A 16,213-nucleotide genomic window follows, 5' to 3' on the forward strand; every position below is an offset into this window, starting at 1 on the left:
AAGGTGCCGCCCTGGCCGATCATCCCAACAGATGGAAGAAGAGAGCGGACATGAGCAGGCACAGGATCGAGGCGATCGTGTTCGACGCCTATGGGACCCTGTTCGACGTCTACTCGATCGGAGCGCTGGCCGAGGAGATCTTCCCGGGCAAGGGGGATGCCCTGGCCCAGATGTGGCGGGACAAGCAGATCGAGTACACCCGCCTGCGCAGCATGTGCGACCGCTACGCCGACTTCTGGACGGTCACCGGCGATGCGCTGGCCTATGCCTGCGAGCGGCTGGACCTGCCGACCGACGAAGTGGCCCAGGCCCGGCTGATGCGCCAGTACCGGCAGCTGACGGCGTTCCCGGACGTGCCCGCGGCGCTGGAGCGCCTGAAGCGACACGGGCTGCCGCTGGCGATCCTCTCCAACGGCACCGAGGACATGCTCGCCAGCGCCATGGCGGCGGCAGGCGTGGATGGCCTGTTCGACCATGTGCTGAGCGTCGACCGGGTCCAAAGGTTCAAGACCGCGCCCGAGGCCTATCAAATGGGACCGGACGCATTCGGCTGCCCGGTCGGGCGGATCCTGTTCGTCTCGTCGAACGGCTGGGATGTCTGCGGCGCCACCTGGTTCGGCTACACCACCTTCTGGATGAACCGCGCAGGGCTTCCCGAGGAGCGCCTGGGAGTCCGCCCGGTCATGGCCGGGCGGAGCATGGACGAACTGGTGCGCTTCGTGGAGACGAATCAGGCGTGAGCGTCGGCCGGGACCAGCCAGTTCGCCAGAAGGACATCGGTGGTGACCGGCTCGACCTGCACGCCGTAGCGGCGGTGGTAGACATGCAGAGACGCGTCGTGCGTCTCGTCCGTCGACGAGCACAAGGCGTCGCGCAGGAGCACCACGCGGTAGCCGCGGTCGATGGCTCCCAGAACCGTGCCGAGCACGCAGACATCGGTCTCGCCGCCGCTGATCGCCAGCGTGTCGATCCCGCGGCGCTGCAGGCGCTGGTGCAGGTCGGTCTCCTCCCAGGGAGAGTAGACATGCTTGTCGATCACCTCGGCCGGCGGAACGAACCGGGCGAGGCTCGGCATCAGCTCCACCATGTCCCAGCCGATCTGCTCGATCGTCATCGACGCCCAGCGCTCGTAGTAGCGCCGCCAGGTTCCCTGGCCCTCGCCCGGCCGCTCCGCCGGAATGAAGCGGGTGAAGATGGTCCGGCTGGGATGCGCCGCCACGACCTGCTCGACCTTGGGCAGCACCCGTCCCATCCAGGGGGTTTCCCAGTCCGTCCCTTCGCCGAACAGTCGCTGCATGTCGACACAGAGATGGGCGCAGGTCTCAGTGAGTGGCCCGTAGCGGAGTTCGTCGTTCTTCGGCATCGGCAATCGGCCCCTTAAAATGCGGGAGCCTAAACGTCCTTTCCGTCCGGAACGTTCCGCGCCAGTTCGTCGAGCCACGCCGTGGCGTTGCCGTCCGAGGGAGCCCGCCAGTCGCCCCGGGGCGACAGCGAGCCGCCCGCCGCGACCTTGGGTCCGTTCGGCATCGCCGAGCGCTTGAACTGGCTGAAGCCGAAGAAGCGGCGAAGGAATACCTCCAGCCAGCGGCGGATGTGGGGAAGGTCGTAGGCCCGCCGCCGGTCCTCCGGGAAGCCCGGCGGCCACGCGCCGCGATCCGCCTTCTCCCATGCCATCAGCGAGAGGAACGCGATCTTGGAAGGACGGAAGCCGTAGCGCAGCGTGTAGAACAGATTGAAGTCCTGCAACTCGTACGGGCCGACCTTGGCCTCAGTGCTCTGCGGCTTCTCGCCGGCCTCGACCGGCACGAGTTCCGGCGAGATCTCGGTGGAGAGGATCGAATCGAGCGTGTCCGGGACGTCGCCGCCGAACTGCCTGGACGAGATCACCCAGCGGATCAGGTGCTGGATCAAGGTCTTCGGCACGCCGGCATTGACGTTGTAGTGGGCCATCTGGTCGCCGACACCATAAGTGCACCAGCCCAGTCCCAGCTCCGACAGGTCGCCGGTGCCGATCACGATGCCATCGTGATGGTTGGCGAGGCGGAACAGGTAGTCGGTGCGCAGGCCCGCCTGCACGTTCTCGAAGGTGACGTCGTAGACCGGCTCGCCCCGTCCGAACGGGTGCCCCATGTCCTTCAGCATCTGGGTGGCGGCGGGACGGATGTCGAGCTCCTGCCAGCTCACCTCCAGGGCGCTCATCAGCCGGATGGCGTTGGTCTTGGTCTGGTCGGAGGTGGCGAAGCCCGGCATGGTGTAGGCCAGGATGTTGGCGCGCGGCAGGCCCAGCTGGTCCATGGCGCGGGCGGCGACGATCAGCGCGTGGGTGGAATCCAGACCGCCGGAAACGCCGATCACCGCCTTCTGGATCCCAGTGGCGCGCAGGCGCTGGCTCAGGCCCGCGACCTGGATGTTGTAGGCCTCGTAGCAGTCCTGGGCGAGCCTGGCCGGGTCGGACGGCACGAACGGGAACCGCTCGACCGCGCGCTCCAGCCCGACATCCTCCAGGGGCGGCGCCAGCTCGAACGACACGATCCGGTAGCGGTCGGTGGTCTCCTGGAAGCGCCGCCGGTTGTCGTCGAAGGTGCCCTGGCGGGCCCGTTCCTGGCGCAGGAGGTCCAGGTCGATGTCGGCCAGGGCGATCTGGTCACCGGCCGGAAAGCGATCGCTCTCGGCCAGCACCCGGCCGTTCTCGAAGATCGAGGTCTGGCCGTCCCAGGCGAGATCGGTGGTGGATTCCCCGGCCCCGGAGGCCGAGTAGATGTAGGCGGCAAGGCAGCGCGCCGACTGGGACTGGGCCAGCAGCTTGCGGGTCTCGGCCTTGGCGATGGTGATGTTCGACGCGGAGAGGTTGGCGAGCACGGTGGCGCCGGCCAGTGCCGCGTCGCTGCTGGGCGGGATCGGAACCCAGAGATCCTCGCAGACCTCAGCATGGAGGATCAGGTCCGGCACGTCCTCGGCGGCGAACAGCAGGTCCGTGCCGAACGGGGCGATCTGCCGGCCGATCTGGATGGAGTCGCCGTCGGTGCCCTGGCCGGAGGCGAAGTGGCGGTGCTCGTAGAACTCGCGGTAATTGGGCAGGTGGACCTTGGGCACCACGCCCAGCAGGCGGCCGCGATGGATCGCCAGGGCGGCGTTGTAGAGGCGGTTGCCATGACGGACCGGGGCGCCCACTAGCAGCACCGGCAGAAGCTCGCGCGAGCCCTCGACCAGCTCATCGACCGCCGTCTCCACCGCATCGAGCAGGGAATCCTGCAAGAGCAGGTCCTCGATCGCATACCCGGACAAGCCGAGCTCCGGAAACACCGCCAGAGCAGCGGACTGGCCGTGGCAGCGCCTGGCGACCTCCAGGATCGTCCGCGCATTGCCGGCCGGGTCGGCGATGCTGGTGGTGGTGGTGCAGGCCGCGATCCGGACGAGGCCGTGGCGGTAGATGGAGCGGAAGGTCATGCGGTCCCCGAACCCGTTGCTTCAAGGGAGATAGCGCGGTCCCGCGCAGGTTTCACGCCACCCGCGCATCACTTTCCGACCGCTGCGTCCCAGTAGCGTCGGTTGTGCGGGTCGATCCGCGCATTGGCGGCAGCGACCATGGCGGTGATCGCCTCATAAAAGTTCCGCGCCGCATCCGGGCCCACCAGGATGCGCTGGCTCTGAAGAATCCGGCTGATCCGCAGGTGGTTGTGGTCGCTGGAAGCAAGCCAGGCCCGGCTGTGCCGGAAGAAGTTGAGCATCCGGCCGGTCGCCCGCTCCAGGCTGGCGGCAGCGCGCGGGTCGGCCCGAATCGCCTCGATCTCGGCGCTGGTCAGCACGGGCGCCTGCGGCTGGGACATGCTGCGGGTGGGGAGGGGAAACAGCCACTGGATGTAGTCGTGGGTCGTTTCCAGCGCCCCGTCGTCCATCGCCAGCACATCGTCCAGATGCCGCCCCGCATCGTCCCTTCCGACGCCGGCGAGGAAGGCGTGCAGCCGGCCGGCGATCTCGGTTTCCATGATTCTCTCCTGCCCGGCATACCTTGGCAGGGGAAAGACGGCGACCAGGGTGCCGGGTTCCTCAGGCGGTCAAGCGCACCACCCTGGCATCCAGCGCAGCACGGGCGTCCTCGGGCGCCAGGCAGAGCTGCAGTCCGCGCTGCCCGCCATTGAGGAAGATGCTCTGCAGCCTCATCGCATCCTCCTCGATCGCCGCCGGGACACGCTTCTTCTGGCCGAACGGACTGATGCCGCCGACATGGTAGCCGGTCAGGCGCTCGGCATCCGCCGGACGCATCATCTGCGCGGCCTTGCCGGCAAAGGCCTGGGCCAGCCGCTTCATGCTGACCTCCCGGTCGGAGGGAACCAGGACGCAGACCGGCTTGCCGTCGACCAGGGCCATCAAGGTTTTGAGAACGTGTCCGGGTGGAACGCCCAGCGCTTCGGCCGCTTGAACACCTATCCGGTTGGCGTCGCCGTCATAGGCATAGACCACGGCCTCAAAGGCGATGCCGGCCTTCTGCAGGGCCTGGGTGGCGCGGGTGGTCTTGGACATGGCAGTTAATCTGACCGGAAGCGGGCTGCGTATATGGATGGTAAAGCGCACCCGCACCGCTCGCCAAGGTCGGCAGGCTTGACGGCGTGCGGCGATTGCTGAGAACGGAACGGGAACATTGGCGCCCTGGCGCCAGCGAGGTTGATCGAATGGATGTCCGCCGCAAACTGGAGATCCTGGCCGATGCCGCGAAGTACGACGCCTCCTGTGCGTCGAGCGGGACGGACAAGCGCCACTCCGGCAACGGCAAGGGGATCGGCTCCACCGAAGGCATGGGGATCTGCCACTCCTATGCCCCGGACGGGCGCTGCATTTCCCTGCTCAAGATCCTGATGACCAACGCCTGCATGTTTGACTGCCTGTACTGCGTGAACCGGGCTTCCTCGAACGTGCAGCGCGCCCGCTTCACCGTGGACGAGGTGGTCAAGCTCACCCTCGACTTCTACCGGCGGAACTACATCGAGGGCCTGTTTCTTTCCTCCGGCATCATCCGGAGCCCGGACTACACCATGGAGCAACTGGTCCTGGTGGCGAAGAAGCTGCGGCTCGACCACGGCTTCAAGGGCTATATCCACCTGAAGACCATCCCGGATGCCGACCAGGAACTGACCACCGAAGCCGGCCTCTACGCCGACCGCCTGTCCATCAACATCGAGCTGCCGACCGACAGCAGCCTCAAGGCGCTGGCGCCGGAAAAGGATGTGCGGGCGATCCGCCGGACCATGGGCGGGCTGCGGGTGCGGCTGGAGGAAGCGAAGGCTGAGCGCAACAACGACAAGGCGCCCCGCTTCGCGCCGGCCGGGCAGAGCACCCAGATGATCATCGGCGCCGATGCGGCGTCCGACCGGACCATCCTGGACACCTCCGCCAACCTGTACGGCTCCTACCAGCTCAAGCGGGTCTATTACTCGGCCTTCAGCCCGATCCCCGATGCCAGCCGCAGCCTGCCGCTCGCCGCCCCGCCGCTCCTGCGCGAGCACCGGCTCTACCAGGCTGACTGGCTGCTGCGCTTCTACGGCTTTTCGGTCGAGGAGATCGCCGGTGGCTCCGGCATGCTGCCGCTCGACATCGACCCCAAGCTCGCGTGGGCGCTGCAGCATCGCGAGTGGTTCCCGCTGGACGTCAACCGCGCCAGCAAGGAGCAATTGCTGCGGGTCCCGGGCCTGGGTGCGAAGGCGGTCAATCGGATCCTGATCGCACGGCGCCACCGCTCGGTGCGCAGCGACGACCTGATCCGCCTGCGGGTGTCGCCGGCCAAGGTGCTGCCGTTCGTGGTGCTGCCCGACCATCGCCCGGCCACCAGACTGCTGGACGGCGACCGGCTCCTGGCGCGGCTGCGACCGGCAGCGCAGCAGCTCTCCCTGGGCTTGTGATGCATCGGGTGAAGCTGGCGTCGCCGGTCGACTTCGAGGGCTGGCGCGACGCCGCCCGCCGTCTGGCTCTGGCCGGCGTGCTTCCCGAGGACGTCGCCTGGGCTGTCGACGGGCAGGACGATGATCTGTTCGCCGGGGAGCCGGTTCCCCCAATATCCGCGGAGGCCGGCTTTTCGGTACCGCGCCGCTTCATCGAGCTCGCGCGGACCGCGATCTGCCACGGCGATCCGGAGCGGTTCGCCCTGCTCTACGCGCTGCTGCGCGGCGTGCTGGACGATCGCGGCCTGATCGAGGTGGCGGTGGACCCGCTGGTGGCCAGGGTGGAGCGGATGGCCAAGGCAGTGCGCCGCGACATCCACAAGATGCACGCCTTCGTCCGCTTCCGTTCGGTGCAGCTTGGGGAGGAGGAGCATTTCATCGCCTGGTTCGAGCCGGAGCACCACATCGTCGAGGCGGGGGCGCCGTTCTTCCAGCGCCGGTTCGCCTCCATGCGCTGGTCGATCCTCACCCCGGAGCGCTGCGTTCATTGGGATGGCAGCACGCTGACCTTCACGGATGGCGTGCCGAAGAGTGCCGCGCCCAGCGAGGACGCGCTGGAGGAGCTCTGGCGCAGCTACTATGCGTCCATTTTCAATCCGGCCCGGCTCAAGGTCGGCGCCATGCAGTCGGAGATGCCGCGCAAGTACTGGAAGAACCTGCCGGAGGCGGAACTGATCCGCCCGCTGATCGAGGGCGCGGAACGGCGCATGCGGGAGATGGTTGCTGCCGTACCGACGCTGCCCAACCCGCAGCCACAGCAAGCAGGAGCGACCGTCATGGCGACCGGCCAACCCGGCACCCCCCTGGAGGAACTGAGGCAGGAAGCCGCCGGCTGCCGGGCCTGCCCGCTCTGGGCTCCTGCGACCCAGACCGTGTTCGGCGAAGGGCCGGAGGACGCCACGGTCCTGTTCGTCGGCGAGCAGCCCGGCGACAGCGAGGATCTGAAGGGCCGCCCATTCGTGGGGCCGGCTGGACAGTTGTTCGACCGGGCGCTGGGCGAGGCCGGTATCGACCGGCGCAAGGTCTACGTCACCAATGCGGTCAAGCATTTCAAGTTCGAGCCGCGCGGCAAGCGGCGCATCCACCAGAAGCCCAACGCTGCCGAGGTTAAGGCCTGCCGGCCCTGGCTGAGCCAGGAACTGGCCACCGTCCGCCCCAAGCTGGTGGTGGCGCTGGGGGCGACCGCCGTGCAGAGCCTGGTGGGGCGCGTCACCTCGCTGACCTCCGTGCGCGGCCGGATGCTCAAGACCGATGGGGATGCCGACATGATGGCGACGGTGCATCCATCCTTCCTCCTGAGGGTGCCCGACGAGGCGGTCCGGGCGCAGGAATATGCCCGGTTTGTGGACGACCTGCGCCAGATCGGCGAGATCGAGCCAGGCGTCCGGGTCGGCCAGGCCGCATGACGTGCAGCCGATCCTGGGCCGGGATCAGCATGGGTTCAGGCTCCGAAGATCCGGATCGACCGGCGCGGTGTGGGGCGGGGATGTCGGCTGGTGGAGTCGAGCGGGTGGGCTGGACCCAAGTGGAGCCCCGCTCGTCGATGGGCTGACCATCTTGCCCAATACATGGGCGGCGCTTGGGATCAGGCGAACTCGTCCAGTCGCCCGTAGTGCTCGGCCAGAAGGTAGTAGAAGGTCAGGCGGGACTTCAGGCGGTCGCCCTTCATTTTCTGGCAGACCGACATGATCACATCGTCGAGATCGTCGCCATCGAGGCCGAGCTTCTTTTTCAGGAAGTTTTCCCGGATCCGGTCGCGTTCCGCGGGATCGGAACAGGCGACATAGCGCGTATCCATGTTGTGCAGGACCAGACGATAAGTCTTCGCCAATCCATTCACAGCGGCTTCATGGACAGGGGTCTTCGCATATTTCGCTACGTTGGCGTGTTCATCGGACATGGATGCTCCTCGGCTTGGTGATCCGGAAATTCCGGAGTTGCGACAAGCCGCCGGAGGATCCCGGACTCGCACCAGAATGACAAGAATTAATACATAAAAATTCGGTATATTTGATCCCATGGGCTCGCCTGGAACCCGGATCAGCCCCGGCCGGTTTCTCGGCCGGTTGCAACTGGAGGCGCAGGATGCCGAAGGGCGACAAGTCCAAGTACACGGACAAGCAGAAGCGCAAGGCTGAGCATATCGCGGAAGGCTACGAGGACCGCGGCGTCGGTCCGGACGAAGCCGAGCGGCGTGCCTGGGCCACCGTCAACAAGGATGATGGCGGCGGCAACAAGGCCGGCTCCGGCCGCGGCACCCACACCGGTCATCCGGCCGCGCACGAGGGTGGCAAGAAGGGCGGCGAGGCATCGGCCTCACGCTCGGCCGCCGACCGCTCTGCCTCTGCCAAGAAGGCGGCAGCCACGCGCAAACGCAACGCGGAACATCATGTCTACCACTGAGGCAGCCTGCCCGGGTGGAACAAGTCACGGAGACGTCTCATGGGTCTGTTCACCAGCGACATCAAGACGATGAACGATCTGTTCGTCCATCAGCTCCAGGACATCTATTATGCGGAGCAGCAGATCCTCAAAGCGCTGCCCAAGATGATCGACAAGGCGACCGACAGCCAGCTGAAGACCGGCTTTGAGAGCCATCTGCGCGAGACCGAGGGGCACGTGCAGCGGCTGGAGCAGGTCTTCAAGATGCACGGCGCCGAAGCCAAGGGTGCCACCTGTCCCGCGATCGACGGGATCATCAAGGAGGCCAACGAGGTCGCGGGCGAGGTCGCCGACAAGAACGTGCTGGATGCCGCCCTCCTGGCCTCCGCGCAGGCGGTCGAGCATTACGAGATGACGCGCTACGGCACGCTGATCGCCTGGGCCAAGGAACTCGGCCGGCCCGACTGCGCCAGCGTCCTTGAGCAGAACCTGCAGGAAGAGAAGGCGGCAGACGCCAAGCTCACCAGCATTGCGGAATCCCGGGTCAACCGCATGGCGGCCTGACCTGTTCTAACCCTAATTCCTTGATCTCGACCTGCCCTGCCGGGCCTCCCGGCGGGGCAGGTTGCGTTGTGGGCCTGGGGCCGATGAAAGACTTGATTGCGGAGCAACCGACGGAGTGCGGGGCAGTCGGCAGGAGAGCAGATTGGTGGTCGAGCGGAGGGTGAACCGGCGCTCAGGCTTTGACAGGAGTTCGCGAGATGACCATCGCTGTCCGTCCCCGGAACGAGGCTCCGATCGGCTTCGACATGACCGACACCGCAACCCCCATGACCGACAAGAGGTTCGCTACCGAGGCGCAGCGCTGGTCGGCGGTGCAGGCGCGGGATCCGGCGGCCGACGACCGGTTCGTCTACGCGGTCCGGACCACAGGCGTCTATTGCCGCCCCTCCTGCGCGGCGCGCCTAGCCCGGCACGAGAATGTCAGCTTCCACGCGACACCGGCAGATGCCGAGGCAGCCGGGTTCCGGCCCTGCCGGCGCTGCCGGCCGGACGAGGAGCCTCGGGCCAAGCGGCAGGCGGCCCTGGTGGCGCAGGCTTGCCGGACGATCGAGGCTGCCGAGGAAATGCCGGACCTGGACGAACTCGCCCGCGCAGCCGGAGTGAGCCGGTTTCATTTCCACCGGATGTTCAAGTCGATCGTCGGTCTCACGCCGCGGGCCTATGCGGCGGCGCATCGGGCCGAGCGGGTCCGGTCAGGGCTTGCGCAGGCCGGCACCGTCACCGAGGCCATCTATGATGCCGGCTTCAATTCCAACGGCCGGTTCTATGCGGATGCCGGCAAGATCCTGGGGATGCGGCCGTCCGACTATCGGTCGAGTGGCCGGGGGCGGCAAATCCGGTTCGCGGTGGCGCAATGCAGCCTGGGAGCCATCCTGGTGGCGGCCAGCGACACCGGCATCTGCGCGATCTCCCTGGGCGACGATCCCGACCATCTGGTGCGGGAGCTTCAGGATCGGTTTTCCCGGGCGGAGCTGACCGGCGGCGACGCCGAATTCGAGGCCTGGGTGGCGCAGGTCATCCGCTTCGTGGAGATGCCCAGGCTCGGCCTGGACCTGCCGCTCGACGTGCAGGGCACCGCCTTCCAGCAGCGGGTCTGGCAGGCCCTGCGCGAGATCCCGCCGGGATCGACCGCGAGCTATGCCGAGATCGCCGCGCGGATCGGTGCGCCGCAGGCGGTCCGGGCGGTAGCGGGTGCCTGCGCCGCCAACACGCTGGCGGTGGCCGTGCCCTGCCATCGGGTGGTGCGGGCCGATGGGGCGCTGTCCGGCTATCGCTGGGGCGTGGCGCGCAAGCGCAGCCTGCTCGATCGGGAGACCGCGGCGTGATCGGACTTGCCGACGAGCGGATCGGGGCGGAGCTGGACAGCTTCGGCTGTGCGGTGATCGAGGGCCTGCTTTCCGAGAAACATTGCCGGGCCCTGGCGGGCCGCTACGGCGAGGACGAGCTCTTCCGAAGCCGCGTGGTCATGGCGCGCCACGGTTTCGGGCGTGGCGAGTACCGCTATTTCACCTATCCGCTGCCGGAGCCGGTCGCCACCCTGCGCTCGGCGCTCTACCCGTCCCTAGCCGCGATTGCCAACCGCTGGAATGCCGCGCTGGGGATCGCGACGGCCTTTCCCGACGATCTGCCTGCCTTCCTGGAACGCTGCCACGCAGCCGGTCAGAGCCAGGCCACGCCGCTGCTGCTCCGGTACGGGGAGGGCGACTACAATTGCCTGCACCAGGATCTCTATGGCCCGCATGTGTTTCCGTTGCAGGTCGCCTGCCTCCTCTCCCAGCCGGGAAGGGACTTCACCGGCGGCGAGTTCGTGCTGACCGAGCAGCGGCCCCGGATGCAGTCGCGGGCGGAGGTGGTTCCGCTTCGTCAGGGCGACGCGGTGGTCTTCCCGGTCCACCACCGGCCAGTCGCGGGCAGCCGCGGGACCTACCGGGTCTCCATGCGCCATGGCGTCAGCCGGGTGCGTTCCGGGCGCCGTCATACGCTTGGGATCATCTTTCATGACGCGGCGTGACCAGCGGTGGCAGCCAATCCGGGAAAATTTCCTGGATGATGTCACAGGCGCCGCGGCTGCGTCGTCTTGAGGTCGTCGCAACGATCATCGAGAGAGCGTCATGTCATCGAGGATGAACCCGTACTCCGTCGCGCCCAAGGCCATGCAGGCCATGATCGACCTGGCAGAGCGCCTGAGGGAGGACGCGCTGGAGCCCAGCTTGATGGAACTCGTCAAGATCCGGGTCTCGCAGATCAACGGCTGCGCCTTCTGCCTGCACATGCACACCAGCGATGCCCGCAAGCAGGGCGAGGCCGAAGAGCGCATCCACCTGCTGCCGGCCTGGCGGGAGTCCGGGATGTTCACGCCGCGCGAGCGGGCTGCCCTGGCCTGGACCGAAGCGCTGACCCTGATCACGCAGGGCCATGCGCCGGATGAGGTCTATGCCGAAGTCGCGGCCCATTTCGAGCCTGTGGAGATCGTCCGCCTGACGCTGGAGATCACCACGATCAACGCCTGGAACCGAATCGCGATCGGGTTCCGTTCGGTCCATCCCCATGAGCGTGCCCTGGCCAGATAGGCCAGGATACTCTGGCCGGTCGGATCCGGCGCCTTCGTGCAGGGTGGATGCCCTCGCTCCGGAAGTGCCGGCCACCGACCGGACCCTGGCGGAAGGGGCGGGCAGTCGATATGGCTTCGGTCCATGTCCGGCCAGCGATGGAGCCTGTTCGATGTCCGAGATGTCCCGACCCGATCCCGCCACCGTCGATCCCGAGAAGCTGGACCGCCTGGGCGAGGTGGCGGTCCGGATCGGCCTGCAGCTGCGGCGGGGCCAGGACCTGGTGATGACAGCACCGATGGCCGCACTGCCGCTGGTGCGCCGGATCACCGAGCACGCCTACAAGGCCGGTGCAGGTCTGGTCACCACCTTCTTCGCCGACGAGGAGTTGGCGCTGGCGCGCTACCGCTTCGGCGCGGACGAGAGCTTCGAGCGGGCCCCTGCCTGGCTGTACGAGGGTATGGGTAAGGCGTTCGAGGGTGGGGCCGCCCGGCTGGCCATCGCCGGCGACAACCCGCTGCTGCTGTCGGACCAGGACCCGGCGAAGATCGCCCGCGCCAATCGCGCCAACTCCATGGCCTACAAGCCGGCGCTGGAGCGGATCGTGAACTTCGACATCAACTGGACGATCGTGTCCTACCCGAACCCCTCCTGGGCGCGGGTGGTGTTTCCCGATGATCCGGAGGACGTTGCGGTGGCCAAGCTGGCCGACGCGATCTTCGCGGCGTCGCGGGTCGACCAGGCCGATCCGGTGGGTGCCTGGCGGGAGCATAATGCGCGGCTGCACGCCCGCACGGCCTGGCTCAACGAGCACCGGTTCCAGGCGCTGCGCTTCACCGGTCCCGGCACCGACCTGACCGTGGGCCTGGCGGACGGTCACCTCTGGCAGGGCGGGGCATCGACCGCAAAGAACGGGATCGAGTGCAATCCCAACATTCCGACCGAGGAAGTGTTCACCACGCCGCATGCCCTGCGGGTGGATGGCCATGTCCGCAGCACCAAGCCGCTCTCGCACCAGGGCAGCCTGATCAGGGACATCGAGGTGCGCTTCGAGGCCGGCCGGGCGGTCGAGGTGAGGGCCGCCCAGGGCGAGGAGGTCCTGTCCAAGGTCATGGACACCGACGAGGGCGCGCGTCGCCTGGGCGAGGTGGCGCTGGTGCCGAACTCCTCTCCCATCTCGCAAAGCGGCCTGCTGTTCTACAACACGCTGTTCGACGAGAATGCCGCCAGCCACATCGCGCTCGGCCAGTGCTACTCGAAATGCTTCCAGGGCGGCGCCGAGATGACCCCGGATCAGGTGCAAGCGCAGGGCGGCAACAAGAGCCTGATCCACATCGACTGGATGATCGGCTCCGGCCAGATCGACATCGACGGCATCGGCCAGGACGGCGGCACCGTTCCGGTGATGCGCCAGGGTGAATGGGCCTGAGCATGGAGATCTTCGTCACCGGCGCTTCCGGCTATATCGGCGGTTCCGTGGCCACGCGGCTGCAGGCGGCCGGACACCGCATCGCCGGCCTGGTCCGCAGCGAGGACAAGGGGGCGGCGCTGCGCGCCCGCGGCATGGAGCCGGTGATCGGCACGCTCGACGATGCCCGGCTGCTGTCGGAGATGGCCCGGCGCGCCGATGCGGTGGTCAACGCGGCGAACTCCGACCACCGCGGTGCGGTCGAGGTGCTGATCCGGGCGCTCGCGGGGACTGGCAAGCCGTTGCTGCATACCAGCGGCTCGAGCATCGCGGGCAACGATGCCCGCGGCGAGCCCAGCGAGCGCATCTATCACACGCTGGAGGAGATCGTGCCGGAGCCGGAGAAGGCGGCGCGGGTACGGATCGACCAGCGGGTGCGCGAGGCGGCGGGCGTCGGGGTACGCTCCGTGGTCATCTGCAACACCCTGATCTACGGCCATGGCACCGGTCTGCACCGGGACAGCGTGCAGATCCCGGCGCTCGCCGGGCAGGCGCGCAAGAGCGGGGTGGCCCGCTATGTCGGGCGCGGCCTGAACGTCTGGTCGAACGTGCATGTCGACGACGTGGCGGAACTCTACCTGCTCGCCCTGGAGAAGGCTCCGCCCGGCTCGTTCTATTTCTCCGAGAACGGGGAGGCGTCGTTCCGGGATCTGGTGGAGGCCATCGCCGTGGCGCTCAAGCTGGGGCCAGCGCAATCCTGGGACGTCGACGAGGCGATCGCCGAATGGGGCTTCGAGAAGGCCGTGTTCGCGCTTGCCTCGAACAGCCGGGTCCGCGAGCGAGGTGCGCGCGAGCAGCTGGGATGGGCGCCTCGGCATGAGTCGGTGCTGGACTGGGTGAGAGAGGAACTCGCGTCCGGATGACGCGTGCCGCCCGGGGTGGCCGGCCCTGTGCTCCCATGCTAGTATGGCAGTCATGGCGGCAACAGATCGCCACCATCAGGGAGTATAGGCATGGGTGGTTCGACAAGACGCACGGTCATCGGCGCGGGCATGGGGCTGCTGGCCGGCACGGCCTTCGCACGCTACGGCTTCGCGGCAATTCCGACGACCGACGTGCCGGAACCCGACTGGCAGGTGGAGAGCGGTGCTGTCCTGCGCGTGCTCCGGCCGGCCAAGTTCGTCCCCGGCGACGAGACCCTGTGGCTGGAGAACACCAAGAAGTTCAGCGAGAAGTACGGCGTCGAGGTCCGGGTGGACAGCGAGAGCTGGGAGGACCTGCGTCCCAAGACCGCCGTCGCCGCCAATGTGGGCGCCGGCCCGGACGTGGTGCTGGCCTGGCAGGAGGATCCGCAGCTCTTCGCCGACAAGCTCGTGCCGCTGGACGACCTCACCGACTATCTCGGCAAGAAGTATGGCGGCTGGTTCCCCGTGACCGAGGTCTATGGGAAGAAGGACGGCACCTGGATCGCCATGCCGGTCGGCGGCAGCGGCTCGACCATGGTGTACCGCAAGTCCTGGGCCAAGGAGGCCGGCTTCGACGAATTCCCCAAGGACTTCCCGGGCTTCCTCAAGATCTGCCAGGGCCTGTCCGAGATCGGCCATCCGCCCGGCTTCGCGTTCGGCGCTATCGGCGACGGCGGTTGGACCGACACGATGCTGTGGGGGTATGACAGCTCGGTGGTCGACGAGAACGACAAGGTCGTCATCGACAACCCGAGAACGATCGAATCGCTGAACTATGTGAAGGAACTGTACAAGACCTTCATTCCCGGCACGCTCTCCTGGCTGGATCCGTCCAACAACAAGGCGTTCCTGGCCGGCGAGATCGGGCTGACCGCGAACGGGATCTCCATCTATTACGCCGCCAAGGCCTCGGACGACCCGGCGGTGCAGGCGATCGCGGACGATATCGGCCATGCCGACTTCCCGATCGGCCCGGTCGGCAAGCCGACCCAGGGAGCGCTCTGCATCAACGCGGTCATCTTCAAGCACTCCAAGTACCCGAATGCCGCCAAGCAGTATCTCCGCTTCATGATGGAAGAGGAGCAGTACGTGCCCTGGCAGATCGCCAGCAACGGGTACTGGTGTCATCCACTGGCCGCCTATGATGCCAACGAGATCTGGACCAGCGATCCCAAGCACACGCCGTACCGCGACGTGATGCGCAACGCCTTGCCGCAGAGCTACAAGGGGACGCCGGGCGAGGCGGCCTCAGCGGTGCGCGCGGAAGGCGTGGTCCTGCAGATGTATTCCAGCGTGGTTGCCGGCGATGTGACCGCGGAGGAGGCTGCCGCGGAGGCGCAGCGCCGGGCCCAGCGCTTCTACGACCGGGTCTGATCAAGGAGGCCCGATGCCCGGGCGAGGTCGTTCGTCCTTGTAATCGAGTGAAGATGGTGGAGTGGAAATGAGCGACGTCGTGCCGGGCGCGGGTGCCCGTGTCGAGATTGCGGCCGTGGGCGCCCAGCGGCCGCAGGTGATGGAAGCGCTGGAGCGGGAGTTCGTGGTCCACCGCGTCTACGAGGCGGCGGACCCGCTGGCGATGCTGCGCGAGATCGGCCCGCGCATCCGTGGCGTGGCCAGCCACGGCATGGCCGGGCTGCCGCGCGCGCAGATCGACCTGATGCCCAACCTGGAAATCTGCGCCATCAACGGCGTGGGTCTGGAGACGACCGACCTCGCGACCTGCCGCGAGCGCAACATCACCGTGTGCACCGCACCGGTCCTGTTCGACGACGTGGCGGACCTCGCCGTGGCGCTCTCTTTGGCGGCCTGCCGCAAGATCGCCGCCGGCGACCGCTTTGTCCGTGAAGGCGCCTGGCAGGGCGGTGCGCGCATGCCGCTCGGCCGCAAGCTGACGGGCATGCGGGTCGGCATTCTGGGCCTTGGCCGGATCGGCCGCGAGGTGGCGCACCGGCTGGCCGCCTTCAAGACCACGATCGGGTACTTCGATCCGGTCCGCCAGGACTCGCCCTATAAGGCGTATGACAGCGCGGTGGATCTCGCCAGCAACTCCGACCTGCTGGTGCTGTGTGCGGCCGGTGGGCCGAAGGGCAGCGGCGCGCCGCTGGTGCCCAAGGAGGTGATCGAGGCGCTGGGTCCGCGCGGCATCTTCGTCAACATCGCGCGCGGATGGCTGGTGGACGAGCCGGCGCTGGTGGACGCGCTGGTGCATGGCCGGCTGGGGGCCGCAGGCCTGGACGTGTTCCATGACGAGCCGGCGGTGCCGGAAGCGCTGCTGCGCCTGGAGAACGTCGTGCTGACCCCGCATGTCGCGAGCAGCACCGAAGAAACCATGGGGGCCATGGGGGATTGCGTGGTCGGCAACCTGGTCGACTGGTTCGCCGGCAAGGGGGCAAGAACCCCGGTCGGCTGAGG

The 16,213-nt window shown here is 67.6% G+C and carries 17 protein-coding genes; 12 read left to right on the top strand and 5 right to left on the bottom strand.

Going from position 1 to position 16,213, the window contains the following annotated elements; genetic code table 11:
- Positions 1-50 precede the first annotated feature (50 nt).
- Positions 51-740 (top strand): haloacid dehalogenase type II, encoded by a 690-nt coding sequence (locus GEMRO_RS0117720; protein WP_027135079.1) that lies wholly within the window; start codon positions 51-53, stop codon positions 738-740.
- Here the strand turns inward: GEMRO_RS0117720 and GEMRO_RS30295 are convergent.
- The 4 genes from GEMRO_RS30295 to ybaK form a co-directional block, all read right to left on the bottom strand.
- Complete coding sequence (locus GEMRO_RS30295; protein ID WP_035487465.1) at positions 731-1,363, bottom strand: cysteine hydrolase family protein; 633 nt, start codon at positions 1,361-1,363, stop codon at positions 731-733. The two genes, GEMRO_RS0117720 and GEMRO_RS30295, sit on opposite strands and share 10 nt — an antisense overlap.
- 29 nt (positions 1,364-1,392) lie before the next feature.
- Complete coding sequence (locus GEMRO_RS0117730; RefSeq protein WP_027135080.1) at positions 1,393-3,447, bottom strand: NAD(+) synthase; 2,055 nt, start codon at positions 3,445-3,447, stop codon at positions 1,393-1,395.
- Positions 3,448-3,515: 68 nt separating this feature from the next.
- On the bottom strand, positions 3,516-3,986 hold the full coding sequence (locus GEMRO_RS0117735; RefSeq protein ID WP_027135081.1) for an opioid growth factor receptor-related protein: 471 nt from the start codon (positions 3,984-3,986) through the stop codon (positions 3,516-3,518).
- A gap of 61 nt (positions 3,987-4,047) precedes the next feature.
- Positions 4,048-4,521: a Cys-tRNA(Pro) deacylase gene (ybaK, locus tag GEMRO_RS0117740; RefSeq protein WP_027135082.1), complete on the bottom strand. Its 474-nt coding sequence runs from the start codon at positions 4,519-4,521 to the stop codon at positions 4,048-4,050.
- A gap of 149 nt (positions 4,522-4,670) precedes the next feature.
- On the opposite strand from ybaK, the gene GEMRO_RS0117745 reads away from it, so the two are divergent.
- Complete coding sequence (locus tag GEMRO_RS0117745) at positions 4,671-5,894, top strand: putative DNA modification/repair radical SAM protein (RefSeq protein ID WP_027135083.1); 1,224 nt, start codon at positions 4,671-4,673, stop codon at positions 5,892-5,894.
- On the top strand, positions 5,894-7,339 hold the full coding sequence (locus GEMRO_RS0117750; RefSeq protein WP_027135084.1) for a UdgX family uracil-DNA binding protein: 1,446 nt from the start codon (positions 5,894-5,896) through the stop codon (positions 7,337-7,339). Before GEMRO_RS0117745 ends, GEMRO_RS0117750 begins: the two co-directional genes overlap by 1 nt.
- A gap of 179 nt (positions 7,340-7,518) precedes the next feature.
- Here the strand turns inward: GEMRO_RS0117750 and GEMRO_RS0117755 are convergent, their stop codons facing one another.
- A complete protein-coding gene (locus GEMRO_RS0117755; RefSeq protein ID WP_027135085.1) occupies positions 7,519-7,833 on the bottom strand; it encodes a DUF2853 family protein in 315 nt (104 codons plus the stop codon).
- A 185-nt stretch (positions 7,834-8,018) separates the two neighbouring features.
- On the opposite strand from GEMRO_RS0117755, the gene GEMRO_RS0117760 reads away from it, so the two are divergent.
- The 9 genes from GEMRO_RS0117760 (at position 8,019) to GEMRO_RS0117800 (ending at position 16,211) form a co-directional block, all read left to right on the top strand.
- A complete protein-coding gene (locus GEMRO_RS0117760; protein ID WP_027135086.1) occupies positions 8,019-8,336 on the top strand; it encodes a hypothetical protein in 318 nt (105 codons plus the stop codon).
- 39 nt (positions 8,337-8,375) lie between these two features.
- Positions 8,376-8,879, top strand: coding sequence for a YciE/YciF ferroxidase family protein (locus GEMRO_RS0117765; protein WP_027135087.1), 504 nt, complete (start codon positions 8,376-8,378; stop codon positions 8,877-8,879).
- A gap of 245 nt (positions 8,880-9,124) precedes the next feature.
- Complete coding sequence (ada, locus tag GEMRO_RS0117770; protein ID WP_084507823.1) at positions 9,125-10,204, top strand: bifunctional DNA-binding transcriptional regulator/O6-methylguanine-DNA methyltransferase Ada; 1,080 nt, start codon at positions 9,125-9,127, stop codon at positions 10,202-10,204.
- A complete protein-coding gene (locus tag GEMRO_RS0117775) occupies positions 10,201-10,890 on the top strand; it encodes a 2OG-Fe(II) oxygenase (RefSeq protein WP_205625019.1) in 690 nt (229 codons plus the stop codon). The genes ada and GEMRO_RS0117775 overlap by 4 nt, the downstream gene beginning before the upstream one ends.
- Positions 10,891-10,990: 100 nt before the next feature.
- Entirely contained in the window at positions 10,991-11,449 is a 459-nt protein-coding gene (locus tag GEMRO_RS0117780) for a carboxymuconolactone decarboxylase family protein (protein ID WP_027135089.1), read from the top strand.
- 160 nt (positions 11,450-11,609) lie between these two features.
- Positions 11,610-12,857, top strand: coding sequence for an aminopeptidase (locus tag GEMRO_RS0117785; protein ID WP_027135090.1), 1,248 nt, complete (start codon positions 11,610-11,612; stop codon positions 12,855-12,857).
- A 2-nt stretch (positions 12,858-12,859) separates the two neighbouring features.
- Positions 12,860-13,759, top strand: a complete 900-nt coding sequence (locus GEMRO_RS0117790) for an NAD-dependent epimerase/dehydratase family protein (RefSeq protein WP_027135091.1) — start codon at positions 12,860-12,862, stop codon at positions 13,757-13,759.
- A 90-nt stretch (positions 13,760-13,849) separates the two neighbouring features.
- A complete protein-coding gene (locus GEMRO_RS0117795) occupies positions 13,850-15,175 on the top strand; it encodes an ABC transporter substrate-binding protein (RefSeq protein WP_027135092.1) in 1,326 nt (441 codons plus the stop codon).
- A gap of 67 nt (positions 15,176-15,242) precedes the next feature.
- Entirely contained in the window at positions 15,243-16,211 is a 969-nt protein-coding gene (locus GEMRO_RS0117800) for a 2-hydroxyacid dehydrogenase (RefSeq protein ID WP_084507104.1), read from the top strand.
- The last annotated feature ends 2 nt before the right edge of the window (positions 16,212-16,213 follow it).

Source organism: Geminicoccus roseus DSM 18922, from assembly GCF_000427665.1.
Lineage (GTDB): Bacteria > Pseudomonadota > Alphaproteobacteria > Geminicoccales > Geminicoccaceae > Geminicoccus > Geminicoccus roseus.

What these genes read in the sequence shown, in the direction of transcription:
- GEMRO_RS0117765 (WP_027135087.1), top strand. Translation starts at nt 8,376, where the DNA reads ATGGGTCTGTTCACCAGCGACATCAAGACGATGAACGATCTGTTCGTC.
- GEMRO_RS0117755 (WP_027135085.1), bottom strand. Translation starts at nt 7,833, where the DNA reads ATGTCCGATGAACACGCCAACGTAGCGAAATATGCGAAGACCCCTGTC.
- GEMRO_RS0117785 (WP_027135090.1), top strand. Translation starts at nt 11,610, where the DNA reads ATGTCCCGACCCGATCCCGCCACCGTCGATCCCGAGAAGCTGGACCGC.
- GEMRO_RS0117760 (WP_027135086.1), top strand. Translation starts at nt 8,019, where the DNA reads ATGCCGAAGGGCGACAAGTCCAAGTACACGGACAAGCAGAAGCGCAAG.
- GEMRO_RS0117730 (WP_027135080.1), bottom strand. Translation starts at nt 3,447, where the DNA reads ATGACCTTCCGCTCCATCTACCGCCACGGCCTCGTCCGGATCGCGGCC.
- GEMRO_RS0117735 (WP_027135081.1), bottom strand. Translation starts at nt 3,986, where the DNA reads ATGGAAACCGAGATCGCCGGCCGGCTGCACGCCTTCCTCGCCGGCGTC.
- ada (WP_084507823.1), top strand. Translation starts at nt 9,125, where the DNA reads ATGACCGACACCGCAACCCCCATGACCGACAAGAGGTTCGCTACCGAG.
- GEMRO_RS0117720 (WP_027135079.1), top strand. Translation starts at nt 51, where the DNA reads ATGAGCAGGCACAGGATCGAGGCGATCGTGTTCGACGCCTATGGGACC.
- GEMRO_RS30295 (WP_035487465.1), bottom strand. Translation starts at nt 1,363, where the DNA reads ATGCCGAAGAACGACGAACTCCGCTACGGGCCACTCACTGAGACCTGC.
- GEMRO_RS0117800 (WP_084507104.1), top strand. Translation starts at nt 15,243, where the DNA reads ATGAGCGACGTCGTGCCGGGCGCGGGTGCCCGTGTCGAGATTGCGGCC.
- GEMRO_RS0117750 (WP_027135084.1), top strand. Translation starts at nt 5,894, where the DNA reads ATGCATCGGGTGAAGCTGGCGTCGCCGGTCGACTTCGAGGGCTGGCGC.
- GEMRO_RS0117795 (WP_027135092.1), top strand. Translation starts at nt 13,850, where the DNA reads ATGGGTGGTTCGACAAGACGCACGGTCATCGGCGCGGGCATGGGGCTG.
- GEMRO_RS0117790 (WP_027135091.1), top strand. Translation starts at nt 12,860, where the DNA reads ATGGAGATCTTCGTCACCGGCGCTTCCGGCTATATCGGCGGTTCCGTG.
- GEMRO_RS0117745 (WP_027135083.1), top strand. Translation starts at nt 4,671, where the DNA reads ATGGATGTCCGCCGCAAACTGGAGATCCTGGCCGATGCCGCGAAGTAC.
- ybaK (WP_027135082.1), bottom strand. Translation starts at nt 4,521, where the DNA reads ATGTCCAAGACCACCCGCGCCACCCAGGCCCTGCAGAAGGCCGGCATC.
- GEMRO_RS0117780 (WP_027135089.1), top strand. Translation starts at nt 10,991, where the DNA reads ATGTCATCGAGGATGAACCCGTACTCCGTCGCGCCCAAGGCCATGCAG.